General features: G+C 72.7%; 15 protein-coding genes. 14 read left to right on the top strand and 1 reads right to left on the bottom strand.

Translation table 11 applies throughout. From position 1 onward, the window contains the following. The first annotated feature begins 38 nt into the window (after positions 1 to 38). The 3 genes from ACH4RG_RS27600 to ACH4RG_RS27590 all read left to right on the top strand — a co-directional run bounded on the left by ACH4RG_RS27600 (position 39) and on the right by ACH4RG_RS27590 (position 3387). The gene (locus ACH4RG_RS27600; RefSeq protein WP_397922351.1) at positions 39 to 1259 is read left to right on the top strand and encodes a sensor histidine kinase; all 1221 of its coding nucleotides are present in this window, start codon (positions 39 to 41) and stop codon (positions 1257 to 1259) included. 167 nt (positions 1260 to 1426) lie between these two features. Then, positions 1427 to 2167, top strand: a complete 741-nt coding sequence (locus tag ACH4RG_RS27595) for a response regulator (RefSeq protein ID WP_397931066.1) — start codon at positions 1427 to 1429, stop codon at positions 2165 to 2167. A gap of 47 nt (positions 2168 to 2214) precedes the next feature. Continuing rightward, a complete protein-coding gene (locus ACH4RG_RS27590; RefSeq protein ID WP_398540414.1) occupies positions 2215 to 3387 on the top strand; it encodes a cytochrome P450 in 1173 nt (390 codons plus the stop codon). A gap of 159 nt (positions 3388 to 3546) precedes the next feature. Here the strand turns inward: ACH4RG_RS27590 and ACH4RG_RS27585 are convergent, their stop codons facing one another. Further along, positions 3547 to 4566 (bottom strand): Gfo/Idh/MocA family oxidoreductase, encoded by a 1020-nt coding sequence (locus tag ACH4RG_RS27585; protein ID WP_397922357.1) that lies wholly within the window; start codon positions 4564 to 4566, stop codon positions 3547 to 3549. 131 nt (positions 4567 to 4697) lie between these two features. Between ACH4RG_RS27585 and ACH4RG_RS27580 the strand changes: the two genes are divergently transcribed. The 11 genes from ACH4RG_RS27580 to ACH4RG_RS27530 all read left to right on the top strand — a co-directional run bounded on the left by ACH4RG_RS27580 (position 4698) and on the right by ACH4RG_RS27530 (position 15489). Continuing rightward, entirely contained in the window at positions 4698 to 5456 is a 759-nt protein-coding gene (locus ACH4RG_RS27580) for a GntR family transcriptional regulator (protein WP_398540413.1), read from the top strand. 287 nt (positions 5457 to 5743) lie between these two features. Next, a complete protein-coding gene (locus ACH4RG_RS27575) occupies positions 5744 to 6724 on the top strand; it encodes a sugar ABC transporter substrate-binding protein (protein ID WP_397922360.1) in 981 nt (326 codons plus the stop codon). Continuing rightward, positions 6721 to 7767, top strand: coding sequence for an ABC transporter permease (locus ACH4RG_RS27570; RefSeq protein ID WP_397922362.1), 1047 nt, complete (start codon positions 6721 to 6723; stop codon positions 7765 to 7767). Before ACH4RG_RS27575 ends, ACH4RG_RS27570 begins: the two co-directional genes overlap by 4 nt. Then, positions 7764 to 8621 (top strand): ATP-binding cassette domain-containing protein, encoded by an 858-nt coding sequence (locus tag ACH4RG_RS27565; RefSeq protein ID WP_398540412.1) that lies wholly within the window; start codon positions 7764 to 7766, stop codon positions 8619 to 8621. Before ACH4RG_RS27570 ends, ACH4RG_RS27565 begins: the two co-directional genes overlap by 4 nt. Before the next feature lie 133 nt (positions 8622 to 8754). Next, positions 8755 to 9921 (top strand): ROK family glucokinase, encoded by a 1167-nt coding sequence (locus ACH4RG_RS27560; protein ID WP_397922366.1) that lies wholly within the window; start codon positions 8755 to 8757, stop codon positions 9919 to 9921. Between the two features lie 71 nt (positions 9922 to 9992). Continuing rightward, a complete protein-coding gene (locus tag ACH4RG_RS27555) occupies positions 9993 to 10589 on the top strand; it encodes a hypothetical protein (protein ID WP_397931072.1) in 597 nt (198 codons plus the stop codon). A gap of 230 nt (positions 10590 to 10819) precedes the next feature. Continuing rightward, positions 10820 to 11413, top strand: coding sequence for an NADPH-dependent FMN reductase (locus tag ACH4RG_RS27550; RefSeq protein WP_398540411.1), 594 nt, complete (start codon positions 10820 to 10822; stop codon positions 11411 to 11413). Between the two features lie 150 nt (positions 11414 to 11563). After that, on the top strand, positions 11564 to 13183 hold the full coding sequence (locus tag ACH4RG_RS27545) for an alpha/beta fold hydrolase (protein ID WP_397922372.1): 1620 nt from the start codon (positions 11564 to 11566) through the stop codon (positions 13181 to 13183). 12 nt (positions 13184 to 13195) lie between these two features. After that, positions 13196 to 13849, top strand: coding sequence for an MBL fold metallo-hydrolase (locus ACH4RG_RS27540; RefSeq protein ID WP_397922374.1), 654 nt, complete (start codon positions 13196 to 13198; stop codon positions 13847 to 13849). A 42-nt stretch (positions 13850 to 13891) separates the two neighbouring features. Beyond that, complete coding sequence (locus tag ACH4RG_RS27535) at positions 13892 to 14671, top strand: exodeoxyribonuclease III (protein ID WP_397922376.1); 780 nt, start codon at positions 13892 to 13894, stop codon at positions 14669 to 14671. Between the two features lie 80 nt (positions 14672 to 14751). Next, positions 14752 to 15489, top strand: a complete 738-nt coding sequence (locus ACH4RG_RS27530) for a Clp protease N-terminal domain-containing protein (protein ID WP_397922378.1) — start codon at positions 14752 to 14754, stop codon at positions 15487 to 15489. The last annotated feature ends 54 nt before the right edge of the window (positions 15490 to 15543 follow it).

The following is a 15543-nucleotide window of genomic DNA, read 5'->3' as shown; positions in this document are numbered from 1 at the left end:
GGTCCCCCCGGGCCGCCCGGCTGCGTAACTTTGTCGATATGACGCGCACCGAGTACCGCTGGCTGCTCCCCTCGGCCATGGCCGGTCCCGAGCTGCCCGGCGACCGGCCCCGGGCGCGGCGCACCGTGCGGGACTGGGCCGTCGACATCACGGCCTTCCTCTGTGCCGCGGGCATCGGTCTGCTGGCGCTCGCCGCGATCGACGCCGACGACACCACGGCGGACGTCTTCGTCCTCATCGACTCGGTGATCGGCGCGGCGGCCTGCTGCGCGCTCTGGCTCCGACGACGCTGGCCCGTGGGGCTCGCCGCCGTGCTGACCGTCGTCTGCATCGTCGAACCCGTGGCCGCCGGGGCGCTGATGGTGGCCCTCTTCAGTCTGGCCGTGCACCGTCCCTTCAAGCCGGTGGCGGTCGTCGGCGCGGGCGCGCTGATCGTGACTCCCCTGCAACCCCTTCTGCGCCCCGACCCCGCGACGAGCTTTCTCGTCTCGGTCATCTTCGGGGTCCTGCTCGTCCTGCTGGTCCTCAGCTGGGGCATGGTCGTACGCTCCCGGCGTCAGCTCGTCCTCTCCCTCCGCGAACGGGCCCGCCGAGCCGAGGCCGAGGCGGCGCTGCGCGCCGAACAGGCCCAGCGCCTGGCCCGGGAGGCCATCGCCCGCGAGATGCACGACGTCCTGGCCCACCGGCTGACCCTGCTCAGCGTGCACGCCGGGGCCCTCGAATTCCGGCCCGACGCCCCCGCCGCCGAGGTCGGCCGGGCCGCCGGCGTCATCCGGGACAGTGCCCACGAGGCCCTCCAGGACCTCCGCGAGATCATCGGCGTCCTGCGCGGGCCCGGTGACACCGACGAGGGCGACCGGCCGCAGCCCACCCTCGCCACCCTGGACGCCCTCATCGCCGAGTCCCGGCTCGCGGGCATGAAGGTCGCCGTCGACAACCGGGTCGCCGAACCCCGGGACGCCCCCGCCGCCACCGGCCGCACGGTCTACCGGATCGCCCAGGAGTGTCTGACCAACGCACGCAAGCACGCGCCCGGCACCGAGGTCTCCCTCACCGTCAGGGGCGGCCCCGGCCAGGGGCTCACCATCGAGGTGGAGAACCCCGCCCCCACGGAACCCTTCGAGCGGGTCCCCGGATCGGGTCAGGGGCTCATCGGCCTCACCGAACGCGCCACGCTCGCCGGCGGCGGGCTGGAGCACGGCCCGACGGAGGACGGCGGCTTCGCGGTCCGGGCCCGCCTGCCGTGGCCCGCCGCGTGAAGCCCCGGCGAGGCGGGGGGGCCGCGCCGGAGGACCGGGACGCGTGCCCGGCGACCCGGGACCGGGACGTGCCCCCGGAGGCCCGTGGCCGTGACGTGTGCCCGGAGGCCCGGGACCGCGACGCCCGCCGTACGGGGTCCGCTCACCGGCTGGCTACGGTGGCCGTCATGAACACCCCGGCGTCCCCGACATCCCCGGCGTCACCCACGCCCCCGCCCGTCCGACTGCTGATCGTCGACGACGACCCACTGGTCCGGGCCGGACTGACCCTGATGCTCGGCGGCGACGAGGGCATCGACATCGTGGGGGAGGGCGCGGACGGCGACGAGGTCGAGGAACTGGTCGAACGACTGCGCCCGGACGTGGTCCTGATGGACATCCGGATGCCGGTCATGGACGGACTCACCGCTACCGAACGGCTGCGCCGTCGGCCGGGAGCACCCGAGGTCGTCGTCCTCACCACGTTCCACGCGGACGAACAGGTGCTCCGGGCCATCCGGGCCGGGGCGGCCGGCTTCGTCCTGAAGGACACCCCACCGGCCCGGATCGTCGATTCCGTCCGCCGGGTCGCCGCCGGTGACCCGGTGCTCTCGCCCGCCGTCACCCGTCAGTTGATGGCGCGCGCCGCAGGGGGCGGACAGGACGACCGGGCCGGCCGCACCGACCGTGCACGCAGGCGATTCGACCAACTCGCCGAACGGGAGAGGGAAGTGGCCGTCGCCGTCGGACGCGGTGGTTCCAACGCGGAGATCGCGGGCTCCCTCTACCTCAGTGTCGCGACGGTCAAGACCCACGTCTCCCGGATTCTCGCCAAACTCGAACTGAACAACCGTGTCCAGATAGCTCTGTTGGTCCATGACGCTGGGCTCCTCGACACGGACGGGGAAGACGGGGGCGGCCTACGCTGACCGGAACGGGCCGGAAAGGGCCGGAACGGAAAGAGGGGCTGACCACCATGGCTGTGCTCGATCTGCGTGACCTGCCGGACTTCACCGCGAACCCCTATCCGTACTTCTCGAAGCTGCGGGCCGAGGGGCCGGTGCACGCCGTGCGCACCGAGGAGATGGAGCGGCTCTGGCTGGTCGTCGGCTACGCGGAGGCCCGCGCCGCTCTCGCCGACCCGCGGCTCGGCAAGGACTGGCGGACCACCGGACGCTGGGCCGCCCCCGAGGCGGTGCTCAGCGCCAACATGCTGGAGTTGGACGCACCGCACCACACCCGGCTGCGGCGGCTCGTCAGCCGGGAGTTCACCGCCCGGCGCGTCGAGGCGCTGCGCCCGCGCGTCACCGAGATCACCGGCGACCTCCTCGACGCCATGGCGCCCCGGGGCTCCGCGGACCTGGTGGACGCGCTCGCCTTCCCGCTGCCGATGACCGTGATCTGTGAACTCCTCGGCGTGCCGGACCTCGACCGGGACGCCTTCCGGACACTCTCCAGCGGCATCGTCACCCCCACCCCCGAGCAGCGGGACGCCGACCCGGCCGGTGCGATGGGCGCCTATCTCGTCGAACTCATCGAGAACAAACGCCGTTCGCCCGGCGACGACCTGCTGAGCGGGCTGATCCGGACCGGGGAAGACGACGGCGAGAGCCTCTCCTCCGCCGAACTGGTGGGCATGGCCTTCCTGTTGCTGGTCGCCGGTCACGAGACCACCGTCAACCTGATCGCCAACGGCGTCCGTGCCCTGCTCGACCACCCCGACCAGCTCGCCCTGCTCCGCGCCGACCTCGGACTGCTCGACAACGCGGTCGAGGAGATGCTGCGCTACGACGGACCGGTGGAGACCGCCACCTTCCGCTTCGCCCGGGAGCCGGTGACGATCGGCGACACCGTCATTCGCGTCGACGAGCCGGTCCTCGTCGCCCTGGCCTCCGCCGACCGCGACCCCGTCCGTTTCTCCGACCCGGACACCTTCGACATCCGCCGCGAGCCCCAGGGGCACCTGGGTTTCGGCCACGGCGCGCACTACTGCCTGGGCGCGCCGCTCGCCCGGATGGAAGCCCGCATCGCGATCGGAGCCCTGCTGGAACGCTTCCCCGACCTCGCCCGCGACCCGTCCGGCGGCGAGCTGGACTGGCTGCCCGGCCTGCTGATGAGCGGAGCGCGGGGGCTGCCGGTGCGCTGGTGAGGCCCGGACCCACCCCACTCCACCACCCCGCACCCCTCCTTCCCCAGGCCAGGATCGCCGTCCGGCCGTCGCTGGAGCGCTGCCCGGAGCTGCGGCCGACCGCCGACGCGGCGACGCCGGCGCGACACGTCGGGGCGGGATGCCGATGCGGGGGCCGGTTCAGCCGCCGGGGATCTCTGCCATCGCCACCGGCCGGTGCTCGCGGCGGGAGACCTCGCACGCCTCGGCGATCCGCAGGGCGTGCAGGGCCTCCCGCCCGTCGCACGGATTGGCCAGTTCGCCGCGGGCCACCCGCAGGAACGCGTCCAGCTCCGCCTCGTACGCCGGGGCGAACCGTTCCAGGAACCCCGGCCAGGGCTTCGCCGGTGCGCCGGGACCACCGGGCTCGGCCGAGGTCAGCGGCGTACGGTCGTCCAGGCCGACGGCGATCTGGTCCCGTTCGCCGACCAGCTCCATCCGCACGTCGTACCCGGCTCCGTTGCACCGGGTCGCGGTGGCGGTGGCGAGGGTCCCGTCGTCGAGGGTGAGGAGGGCGGCCGCCGTGTCCACGTCCCCGGCCTCCCGGAACATCGCGGGTCCGGCGTCCGCGCCGGTGGCGTACACCTCGCTGACCTCGCGGCCCGTCACCCAGCGCAGCATGTCGAAGTCGTGGACCAGGCAGTCGCGGTACAGCCCGCCCGAGAGCGGGAGGTAGGCGGCGGGCGGCGGGGCCGGGTCGGAGGTGACCGCGCGCACGGTGTGCAGGCGGCCGAGTCTGCCCTCCCGCACGGCGGCCCTGGCCTCGCCGTACCCGGAGTCGAAGCGCCGCATGAAGCCGAGCTGGAGCACGCTGCCCGCCGCCTCGACCTCCGCGAGCGCGGCGAGGGTGCCCGGCAGGTCCAGGGCGATCGGCTTCTCGCAGAAGACGGGCAGTCCGGCGCGGGCGGCGCGTGCGATGAGCCCGGCATGGGCCGAGGTCGCCGAACAGATCACCACGGCGTCGGGCGGGCCCCCGGCGGTGCCCTCCCCGGCGAACAGGCCGTCCACCGGGACGGCCGTCGCCCCCGTCCGCGCCGCGGCTCCGGCCGCCCGCTCCGGGTCCGCGTCCGCCAGCAACAGGGCGTCCACGGCGGGGTGACGGCTCAGCACCTCCGCATGGAATGTGCCGATACGTCCCGTTCCGATCAGTCCGATGCGCATGGGCCCCAAGGTGGCGTTCGCCCGGTCGTCATGTCAAGCGTTTGTCCTGACAAATGGCGGCCGCACCGATCGGCGGCTCCCCGCCCCGGTACGCCATGGCTTTGTCCGGACAAGCGAACTACGCTCGCCCCGTGACCGCACATGGAACCGACCGGCCGCTGCCGCTGAGCGTGGACCGCACCAGCCCGGTGCCGCTCTACTTCCAGCTGGCACAGCAGCTGGAGGCCGCCGTGGAGCAGGGCCGGCTGGCCCCGGGCGCCCTGCTGGGGAACGAGATCGACCTCGCAGCCCGCCTCGGCCTCTCCCGGCCGACCGTCCGCCAGGCCATCCAGTCGCTCGTCGACAAGGGCCTGATGGTCCGCCGCCGGGGAGTCGGCACCCAGGTCGTCCACAGCAAGGTCCGCCGCCCGCTGGAGCTCAGCTCGCTCTACGACGACCTGGAGGCGGCCGGTCAGCGCCCCGCCACCAGCGTCCTGCGCAACACCACGGAACCGGCCACCGCCGAGGTCGCCGCCGTGCTGGGCGTCGCCGAGGGGAGCGAGGTCCACCTCGTCGAACGGCTGCGCAGCGCCCACGGCGAACCGATGGCCCTCCTGCGCAACCACCTGCCCCCCGGGCTGCTGCCCCTGCTCACCGAGGAACTGGAGTCCACCGGCCTCTACCGGCTGATGCGGGCGTCCGGCGTCACCCTGCACAGTGCCCGCCAGGCCGTCGGAGCGCGCGCCGCGGACGACCGGCAGGCGCGGCTGCTGGCGGAGCTGGCGGGCGCGCCGTTGCTGACGATGGAGCGCACGACGTACGACGACACCGGCCGGGTCGTCGAGTTCGGTTCGCACGTCTACCGGGCGGAGCGGTACGCCTTCGAGTTCCAGCTCCTGGTGCGTGCCTGAGCCCGTCCCGCCCACCCGGCCCGCCCGGGCTGGAGAGGCGGGCGCCGGCATCCACCGCCACGTAAGCATGTTCGGACAAACGGTTGACGTGGACATGTGGCGCGACTAGAACTCGCTGCACCGAAGGACGCGCCCCCACCGGCCCTGCCGGGCGGGAGCGGGCGGGGCTCGGGGATACTTGGGCAGCCGGGCCGGGACCGTACACTCCCCGGCCCCGTCAAGCAGCACAGCGAGCAGCAGTAGAAGGGCACGGCGTCGTGGCAAGGGTTCGGACAGGGGTACGCGCGATGGGCGCCGTGCTGGCAGTGGTGCTGGGCGCCTCCCTCGCGGGATGCAGCAGCACCGGCGGCAAGCGCGCCGAGGAGCGCGCGGCCGCCGCGGCCGAGGGACGGGCCGCGGTGAACACGCCGCGCTGGACCTTCGCCATGGTCACCCACTCGGGCGACGGCGACACCTTCTGGGACATCGTCCAGAAGGGCGCCGAGCAGGCGGCCCTCAAGGACAACATCAACTTCCTCTACTCGCACAACGACGAGGCCAACCAGCAGGCCCAGCTCGTCCAGACCGCGATCGACAAGAAGGTCGACGGGCTGATCGTCTCGCTGGCCAAGCCGGACGCCATGAAGGCCGTGGTCGCCAAGGCGGTCAAGGCGGGCATCCCGGTCGTCACCGTGAACTCCGGCTCCGCGGAGTCCAAGGAGTTCGGCGCGCTCACCCACATCGGCCAGGACGAGTCGATCGCCGGAGAGGCCGTCGGCGACGAGCTGAACGGCCGGGACCGCAAGAAGGCCCTCTGCGTCCTGCACGAGCAGGGCAACGTGGGCCACGAGCAGCGCTGCGCCGGGGCGAAGAAGACCTTCGACGGCACGATGCAGAACCTGTACGTCGACGGCACCAACATGCCCGACGTCACCGCGTCCATCGAGGCCAAGCTCCAGTCCGACAAGAGCATCGACGCGGTCGTCACTCTCGGAGCCCCCTTCGCCGACGCCGCCGTCCAGGCCAAGCAGACGGCCGGCAGCAAGGCCGAGATCGACACCTTCGACCTCAACGCCAAGGTCGCCACCGGCCTCCAGAGCGACAAGCTCGGGTTCGCCGTCGACCAGCAGCCCTACCTCCAGGGCTACGAGGCCGTCGACCTGCTCTGGCTCTACCGCTCCAACCGCAACGTCCTCGGCGGCGGCCTGCCCGTCCTCACCGGCCCGCAGATCATCACCAAGGACGACGCGGACGCCCTGGCCGACTACACCAAGCGGGGCACGCGATGAGCGGCTCCACCGCCGCCCCCGACCAGCTGGACGAGCGGCTGGTGCGCACCTCGCCGCTGCGCAAGCTGCTCGGCCGCCCCGAGCTCGGCTCGGTCGTCGGCGCGGCGGCCGTCTTCCTGTTCTTCGCGATCGTCGCCGACAGCTTCCTCCAGGCCTCCAGCCTCGGCACCGTGCTGTACGCGGCCTCCGTCCTCGGCATCATGGCCGCGCCGGTCGCGCTGCTGATGATCGGCGGCGAGTTCGACCTGTCCGCCGGGGTCATGGTGACCAGCTCCGCGCTGATCTCCTCGATGTTCAGCTACCAGATGACGGCCAACGTCTGGGTCGGCGTCTTGGTGTCGCTGCTGGTCACGCTCGCCATCGGCGCGTTCAACGGATTCATGCTGACCCGCACCAAACTGCCGAGCTTCATCATCACGCTCGGCACGTTCCTGATGCTGACCGGCCTGAACCTCGGCTTCACCAAGCTCATCAGCGGCACCGTCTCCACCAAGGCCATCGGCGACATGGAGGGCTTCGACTCGGCCCGTGCGCTGTTCGCCTCGACGCTGACCCTCGGCGGCGTCGAGTTCAAGGTGACGATCCTGTGGTGGGCGGCGCTCGTCGGCGTGGCCACGTGGATCCTCCTCCGTACCCGCTTCGGCAACTGGATCTTCGCCGTCGGCGGCGAGGCCGACGCGGCCCGGGCGGTCGGCGTCCCGGTCATCCGCACCAAGATCGGGCTCTACCTGGGCGTCGCCTTCGCCGCCTGGGTCTCCGGCCAGCACCTGCTGTTCAGCTACGACGTCGTCCAGTCCGGCGAGGGCGTCGGCAACGAGCTGACGTACATCATCGCGGCCGTCATCGGCGGCTGCCTGATCACCGGCGGCTACGGCTCCGCGATCGGCTCGGCCGTCGGCGCCTTCATCTTCGGCATGACCAGCAAGGGCATCGTGTACGCCGAGTGGAACCCGGACTGGTTCAAATTCTTCCTGGGAGCGATGCTGCTCCTGGCCACCCTGCTCAACGCGTGGGTGCGCAAGCGCGCGGAGGCGACGGCATGACGGCCACCCCTGAAGACCCCGCCGGAGCGACCGCCGGACCGCTGGTCGAGCTGGAGGACGTGTCCAAGTTCTACGGGAACATCAAGGCCCTGGAGCACGTCTCGCTGGAGGTCCACGCGGGTCAGATCACCTGCGTCCTCGGGGACAACGGTGCGGGCAAGTCCACCCTCATCAAGATCATCGCGGGGCTGCACCGGCACGATGCCGGACGCTTCCTGATCGAGGAGGAGGAGACCACCCTCGCCAACCCGCGCGACGCCCTGGACCGGGGCATCGCCACCGTCTACCAGGACCTCGCCGTCGTCCCCCTGATGCCGGTCTGGCGGAACTTCTTCCTCGGCTCCGAGCCCACCGTCGGCTTCGGCCCCTTCAAGCGCCTCGACGTCCGCAGGATGCGCGAGACGACCCGCGCCGAGCTGCTGCGCATGGGCATCGACCTGCGCGACGTCGACCAGCCCATCGGCACCCTGTCCGGCGGCGAGCGCCAGTGCGTGGCCATCGCCCGCGCCGTCTACTTCGGCGCGAAGGTCCTGGTCCTGGACGAGCCGACCGCGGCCCTCGGCGTCAAGCAGTCCGGCGTGGTCCTCAAGTACGTGGCGGCCGCCCGCGACGCCGGCCTCGGCGTGGTCCTCATCACGCACAACCCGCACCACGCCCACCTCGTCGGCGACCGCTTCGTCCTCCTCAAGCGCGGCGCCATGTCCGGCAGCCACACCAAGGACGACGTCACGCTGGACGAACTGACCCGGCAGATGGCGGGCGGCAGCGAGCTGGAGGAGCTCAGCCACGAGCTGGAACGCACCCCGGCCCCCACCCTCCCGGGCGCCCACGGCACGAAGGACGGGACTCCCTGAGCGGGGTCCGCCCCGGCGCGGCCGACCCCGCCCACCGTCCGCCCGGGGCCGGGCAGTGGCAGAATCGATCCCGGCGGGCGCCGTCCGCCGCCGGCCGCGACAGCTGCCCGGCCCCCCAGACCCCGCAGGGACGATGAGCACGTACCGCGACTTCGCACACCGCGGCTCCGCCCGCGCCACCGTCCTCAAGACCGTCGGCACCAAGGAACGCCGCTCGCACCTCACCGCCCCCCGGGTCCCCACGGTCGGGATCGACATCGGCGGCACCAAGGTGATGGCGGGCGTCGTCGACGCCGACGGCAACATCCTGGAACAGCTCCGCACCGAGACGCCCGACAAGTCCAAGAGCCCCAAGGTCGTCGAGGACACCATCGTCGAACTGGTCCTGGACCTCTCCGACCGCCACGACGTCCACGCGGTGGGCATCGGCGCGGCGGGCTGGGTGGACGCCGACCGCTCCAAGGTGCTGTTCGCCCCGCACCTCGCCTGGCGCGACGAGCCCCTGCGGGACGCGATCGCGTCCCGCCTGGTCGTCCCCGTCATGGTCGACAACGACGCCAACACCGCCGCCTGGGCGGAATGGCGCTTCGGAGCGGGCCGCGGTGAGGACCACCTCGTCATGATCACCCTCGGTACGGGGATCGGCGGCGCGATCCTGGAGGACGGCCAGGTCAAGCGCGGCAAGTACGGCGTGGCCGGTGAGTTCGGCCACATGCAGGTCGTGCCCTCGGGCCACCGCTGCCCGTGCGGCAACCGGGGCTGCTGGGAGCAGTACAGCTCCGGCAACGCCCTGGTCCGCGAGGCCAGGGAGCTGGCCGCCGCCGACTCCCCGGTGGCGCACTACCTGCTGGACCGGGTGAAGGGCAACATCCCCGACATCACCGGCCCGCTCATCACCGAACTGGCCCGCGAGGGCGACGCGATGTGCATCGAGCTCCTCCAGGACATCGGCCAGTGGCTCGGCATCGGCATCGCCAACCTGGCCGCGGCGCTCGACCCCTCCTGCTTCGTCATCGGAGGCGGCGTCAGCGCCGCCGACGACCTGCTGATCAACCCGGCCAGGGACGCCTTCAAGCGTCACCTCACCGGCCGCGGCTACCGCCCCGAGGCCCGGATCGCGAAGGCGCAGCTCGGCCCCGAGGCGGGTATGGTCGGCGCCGCGGACCTGGCCCGGCTGGTCGCCCGCCGATTCCGCCGGGCCAACCGGCGGCGCGTGGAGCGGTACGAGCGGTACGCCCAGATCTACGACCAGGCGGCGAGCACCATCCGCAACACGCGGTCGACCCGTACCGCCGGCTGAACCGCAGCCGCCCCTTCCGGCGTCCATCCTTCAGTACGCCGTCACCGCAGCTTCCCGAGGACCACCTGATCATGATCGCAGCCGAGCACCCCGTGGTGCCGCACCAGTCGGAGTCTCCGGGCGACGGCGAGGGCAAGCCGCCCGAGGACCGGCGGCATGTGTTCAAGCGGCGATTCATCACCGCGACGATCATCGTGCTGCTGATCGGCATCCCGGCCGGTTACCTGCTGATCTCGGCAGGCCAGAGCCGCCGCTCGGGCCAGGACAAGGAGGCCGAGGCGGCCGCCGTGGGCCTCCGGGAGGGCTGGCCCTCCAAGATGCAGCGCCGGATCTTCGAGATCCCGATCCCCGGCAACGGGCAGGGCGTGCAGTACTACGAGACGAACAACTGGAAAGCCAGCCGGATGTACGCGAAGTTCCGGACGACCTCCGCCGGTCTCGACCGCTTCCTGACCGGGGTGGGCACCGGACGCGCGGCGCTGGAGCCGGACACGATCGACATCAGCCCCCGGGACATCAAGATCACCGGCTGGTCCTTCGGCCCGAACGAGGAGTGGGCCAGCACCACGCACCGGAACAAGAAGCCGCGCCCCACCCAGAACATCACGGTCAACATGACCGACCCGGCCAGCCCTGTCGTGTATGTCGTATCGGCGGCGACCCCCTGACCGCGGGGCAGTCCACCGCTTGAGTAACGCTCGAACACGGCCTCGGAAACATGCGACCGATGCTCCAGGGCGCGCGCGATGCCCGCCGTCGCCAGTGAACCGCACCGAGGGGCGTACGAGGTGCCCGGGCGACCATGGTCCCGGTCCGCCTCGTGGCCGGACCCCGCCCCGGGGCCTTCCGCCCTGGGCGGGCCGCCCCCTCGGTTGCGCATCTCCCAGGAAGGCCAGTGATGACACGCCTGATCGTCGGCATCGGTGGTACCACCCGCCCCGAGTCCACCAGCGAACTCGCCGTCCGCGCCGCCCTGCGGGCCGTCGAGGACAGAGGCGCCGAGACCCTGCACCTCGGCGGTGCGTTCCTCGCCCGGCTCCCGTTGTACGCGCCCGAGAGCACCGCCCGTACCGTCGAACAGCAGACCCTCGTCGAGGCCGTACGGCGGGCGGACGGCCTCGTCATCGGCACTCCCGGCTACCACGGCGGCATCTCCGGACTGGTCAAGAACGCTCTCGACCTTCTGGAAGACCTCCGCGACGACACCCGGGTCTACGTCGACGGCCGTGCGGTCGGACTCGTGGTCACCGCCGCCGGGGCACAGGCCTGCGGTACCACGTTGGCCGCCCTGCGGGCCGTGGTCCACGCGCTGCGGGGCTGGCCCACCCCGCTCGGTGTCACTCTCGGCACCGGCGGCTCCCGGCGGCTCTTCGGCCCCGACGGCGCCTGCGCCGACGCCCGTACCGCTGCCCAGCTCGACCTGCTCGGTCAGCAGGTCACTTCCTTCGCCGACGCCCTCTCCCGCACGGTGACGACCAGCCGCATGCCCTGATTCCCGCACGGGGCCCGCTGCTGCCGGGCGCGCGGGGAAGCCGGAACGGACGCGGGCCCGTCCACGTGGCCCGGCGGCTCGGGTCGTCCGGGCGACCCCGCGGCCACCCCCTGGCAGGGAGCTCTCGAGCCGCTCGTTACCCTGGAGCGAGTGAGCGAGTTGAGCGAGACGACCCCGCAGCCCCCCCGGCCCCCGGGCACGGCCGATTCCGAGCCTCCGCACGACGGGGTGACCGGCCCGCTGCCGCAGGCCCCCCGGCCCGTGCCCGCGCAGTCGTACGCGCAGGCCCCCGGAGCGACGGCGGACCGGCCTCCGCAGACGGTCGCACCGTCTCCGCCGCAGGTGCCCGTGCGGCCGGCTCCCGGACATCAGCAGCCCCAGCCGCAGGTTCCGCGGCCGCCCGTGGACGTCGTCGGCGGCGTGCAGCCGGGTGGCCCGGCGGTGCAGGGGCCGCAAGCCACTCCGGCGCCGGGAACGGCGCAGGGAGCGCAGCGCGCCGCGCCGCTCCAGTACCGCTTCGACGGGCCCGAGGACGCCCCGGTCCTGGTCATCGGGCCCTCGCTGGGCACGACGTGGCACATGTGGGACCGCCAGATACCCGAGCTGTCCCAGCACTGGCGGGTCTTCCGCTACGACCTGCCCGGCCACGGCGGCGCCCCCGCGCACGCCGCCGCGTCCGTCGCGGATCTGGCCGACCGGCTGCTCGCGACACTGGACGGGCTCGGCGTCCAGCGCTTCGGCTACGCGGGCTGCTCGATCGGCGGGGCCGTCGGCGCCGACCTGGCGCTGCGCCACCCGCACCGGGTCGCCTCGCTGGCGCTCGTCGCCTCCTCGCCCCGGTTCGGCACGGCCGACGAGTTCCGTCAGCGCGGCGTGATCGTCCGCACCAACGGCCTGGAGCCGATGGCCCGCACCGCGCCGGAGCGCTGGTTCACCCCCGGCTTCGCCGCCGCGCAGCCCGCCATCGTCGAATGGGCCGTACAGATGGTCCGCACCACCGATCCCGGCTGCTACATCGCCGCCTGCGAGGCCCTCGCGGCGTTCGACATCCGCGGCGCGCTGGGCCGGATCGGCGTTCCCACCCTGGTGCTGGTCGGGGCGGAGGACCAGGTCACCGGGCCCGCCGAGGCCCGCACACTGGTCGCCGGGATACCGGACGCCCGCCTGGCGCTCGTCCCCGGGGCCTCCCACCTCGCGCCGGTCGAGCAGCCCGCAGCCGTCAGCGACCTGCTGCTGATGCACTTCTCCACCGCCTGGCAGCAGGACACCTCCGCGGCGATCCCCGTGCTGCCGCTGGTCCCCGGGCCCGCGACGCCCGCCGCCCCGTTCGCCCCGGTGGCCGAGATCGCCCCGGCCGCCGCGGAGCCCCAGGCCTCCGCGTCGACGCCGGACGAACGGCACGAGCAGGGCACGAAGGTACGCCGGGAGGTGCTGGGGGACGCCCATGTCGACGCGGTGACCGCCTCGGCAGACGGCTTCACCGAGGACTTCCAGGAGCTGGTCACCCGGTACGCCTGGGGCGAGGTCTGGAGCAGGGACGGCCTCGACCGCCGCACCCGCAGCTGCATCACGCTCACCGCGCTCGTCGCCTCCGGCCACCTGGAGGGTCTGGCCGCGCACACCCGCGCCGCCCTGCGCAACGGCTTGACGCCCGCCGAGATCAAGGAAGTTCTCCTCCAGACCGCCGTCTACTGCGGGCTCCCGGCCGCCGGAGCCGCGTTCGCCGTCGCGCAGAAGGTGATCCAGGAGGAAACCACGCCGCCCGCGTAGCAGGATGGAGCCATGAACGCATCGCCTCGGGCACTCACCCTCACCAAGAAGACCCACTCCTGCGTCCGCGTCGAGAAGGAGGGGCGGGTCCTGGTCATCGACCCCGGGGGCTTCTCCGAGGACGACGCGGCGCTCGGCGCCGACGTCGTCCTGGTGACGCACGAGCACCCGGACCACTTCGACGAGGCGCGGCTGCGGTCGGGCCTGGAAGCGAATCCCGCGGCCGAGATCTGGACGCTGCGCAGCGTGGCCGACCAGCTCTCGGCCGCGTTCCCCGGGCGGGTCCACACCGTGGGCGACGGGGACGCGTTCTCCGCCGCCGGATTCGACGTCACCGTGCACGGCGAGCTGCACGCGGTGATCCACCCGGACATCCCGAGGGTCACCAACGTCGGCTTCCTCGTCGACGGTTCGGTCTTCCACCCCGGCGACGCGCTCACTGTTCCCGACCGCCCCGTCGACACCCTCCTGCTGCCGGTCATGGCCCCCTGGAACAAGATCTCCGAGGTCATCGACTACGTGCGCGAGGTCAAGCCGCGGCGGGCGATCGACGTCCACGACGCCCTGCTGACCGATCTGGCACGGCCGATCTACGACAACCAGATCGGGGCCCTGGGCGGCGCGGACCACGGTCGGCTGGCGCCGGGCGGGGTCACCGAGCTGTGAGCCCCCCGGCGACTGTCAGTGGGAGCCGCTAGGTTGGCTGCCATGCGCATCGCCACCTATAACGTCAATTCGATCACCGCTCGGCTGCCGAGGCTTCTGGCCTGGCTGGAGAGCAGCGGCACCGATGTGCTGTGCGTCCAGGAGACCAAGTGCACGGCGGAGCAGTTCCCCACCGCCGCGCTCGCCGAGCTGGGCTACGAGTCCGCGGTCAGCGCCACCGGCCGGTGGAACGGGGTCGCGCTGCTCTCCCGCGTCGGCCTCACCGACGTCGTCACCGGGCTGCCCGACGGCCCGGACTACGACGGGGTGCAGGAGCCCCGCGCGATCTCGGCGACCTGCGGCCCGCTGCGCCTCTGGTCGGTGTACGTCCCCAACGGCCGCGAGGTCGCGCACGAGCACTACGCGTACAAGCTGCGCTGGCTGGAGGCCCTGCGGAAGGCCGTGGCGGCGGACGCCGCGAAGGCCCTGCCGTTCGCGGTCCTCGGGGACTTCAATGTGGCCCCGACCGACGAGGACGTCTGGGACCCGGCGCTGTTCGCCGGCGCCACGCATGTGACGCCCGCCGAGCGCGCCGCCCTCGCGGCCCTGGAGGCGGAGGGTCTGAGCGAGGTCCTGCCCCGCCCCCTCAAGTACGACCGCGCCTACACCTTCTGGGACTACCGCGAGCTGAGGTTCCCCAAGAACAAGGGCATGCGGATCGACCTCACCTTCGGCAACGCCCCGTTCACCGCCGCCGTCAAGGACAGCTATGTGGACCGCGAGGAGCGCAAGGGCAAGGGCGCGTCGGACCACGCTCCGGTGGTCGTCGATCTCGACCTCTGAGCCGGGATCCACGGGGAGGCCGCACCGCGCGCTGACAACCCAAGGTTGACACCTTCTGGGTGTCAACCTACGGTTGTCACATGACGCAGCCTCTTCCTGTCACCCCTTCCGTACGCCTCGACGATCTGATCGAGGCCATCAAGCAGACCAACGACGACGCCCTGGAGCAGCTCTCCGGCGCGGTGCTCGCGGCCGACCACCTCGGTGACGTGGCGGACCATCTCATCGGCCACTTCGTGGACCAGGCCCGGCGCTCCGGCGCCTCCTGGACCGACATCGGCCGGAGCATGGGGGTCACCCGCCAGGCCGCCCAGAAGCGCTTCGTGCCCAAGAAGGGCGGCGGCTCCTCGGAACCGGACCCGAACGAGGGCTTCAACCGCTTCACCCCGCGCGCCCGCAACGTGGTGGTCGCCTCCCACAACGAGGCCCAGGCCGCCCGGCACGCCGAGATCGTCCCGGCCCACCTGATCCTCGGCCTGCTCGCCGAGCCCGAGGCCGTCGCCGCCCGCGTCCTCGCCGGGCAGGGCGTGCCGACGGACGCGCTGCGGGCGGCGGCGACCGCCGTGCTGCCCGCCGCCGTGGACGAGGCGCCCGAGCTGATCCCGTACGACGCGGACGCCAAGAAGGTCCTGGAGCTGACCTTCCGCGAGGCGCTCCGGCTCGGCCACAACTACGTGGGCACCGAGCACCTCCTGCTGGCCCTGCTGGAGTTCGAGGACGGCTCCGGTGTGCTGACCGGCCTGGGCCTGGACAAGGAGGCCGTCTCCGCCGCGGTGGAGCGGGCGGTGGGTGAGGCGGCGCAGGCCCTCGGACGGTAGAAGCCCCGAGCCCCTTCACGACGGGCGGCGGGCCCGGCGCACCGACGACCGGTC

The organism is Streptomyces sp. NPDC021019, from assembly GCF_044333295.1.
In the GTDB taxonomy this organism is placed as follows: Bacteria; Actinomycetota; Actinomycetes; order Streptomycetales; family Streptomycetaceae; genus Streptomyces.
The sequence above is the reverse complement of the archived record's forward strand: the minus strand, read 5'-3'. Positions and strand labels throughout refer to the sequence as shown.

Excerpts from the sequence above, each read along its gene's own strand:
- ACH4RG_RS27590 (WP_398540414.1), top strand. The coding sequence starts at position 2,215 with ATGGCTGTGCTCGATCTGCGTGACCTGCCGGACTTCACCGCGAACCCC.
- ACH4RG_RS27565 (WP_398540412.1), top strand. The coding sequence starts at position 7,764 with ATGACGGCCACCCCTGAAGACCCCGCCGGAGCGACCGCCGGACCGCTG.
- ACH4RG_RS27530 (WP_397922378.1), top strand. The coding sequence starts at position 14,752 with ATGACGCAGCCTCTTCCTGTCACCCCTTCCGTACGCCTCGACGATCTG.
- ACH4RG_RS27570 (WP_397922362.1), top strand. The coding sequence starts at position 6,721 with ATGAGCGGCTCCACCGCCGCCCCCGACCAGCTGGACGAGCGGCTGGTG.
- ACH4RG_RS27550 (WP_398540411.1), top strand. The coding sequence starts at position 10,820 with ATGACACGCCTGATCGTCGGCATCGGTGGTACCACCCGCCCCGAGTCC.
- ACH4RG_RS27575 (WP_397922360.1), top strand. The coding sequence starts at position 5,744 with ATGGGCGCCGTGCTGGCAGTGGTGCTGGGCGCCTCCCTCGCGGGATGC.
- ACH4RG_RS27555 (WP_397931072.1), top strand. The coding sequence starts at position 9,993 with ATGATCGCAGCCGAGCACCCCGTGGTGCCGCACCAGTCGGAGTCTCCG.
- ACH4RG_RS27540 (WP_397922374.1), top strand. The coding sequence starts at position 13,196 with ATGAACGCATCGCCTCGGGCACTCACCCTCACCAAGAAGACCCACTCC.
- ACH4RG_RS27600 (WP_397922351.1), top strand. The coding sequence starts at position 39 with ATGACGCGCACCGAGTACCGCTGGCTGCTCCCCTCGGCCATGGCCGGT.
- ACH4RG_RS27560 (WP_397922366.1), top strand. The coding sequence starts at position 8,755 with ATGAGCACGTACCGCGACTTCGCACACCGCGGCTCCGCCCGCGCCACC.
- ACH4RG_RS27535 (WP_397922376.1), top strand. The coding sequence starts at position 13,892 with ATGCGCATCGCCACCTATAACGTCAATTCGATCACCGCTCGGCTGCCG.
- ACH4RG_RS27585 (WP_397922357.1), bottom strand. The coding sequence starts at position 4,566 with ATGCGCATCGGACTGATCGGAACGGGACGTATCGGCACATTCCATGCG.
- ACH4RG_RS27595 (WP_397931066.1), top strand. The coding sequence starts at position 1,427 with ATGAACACCCCGGCGTCCCCGACATCCCCGGCGTCACCCACGCCCCCG.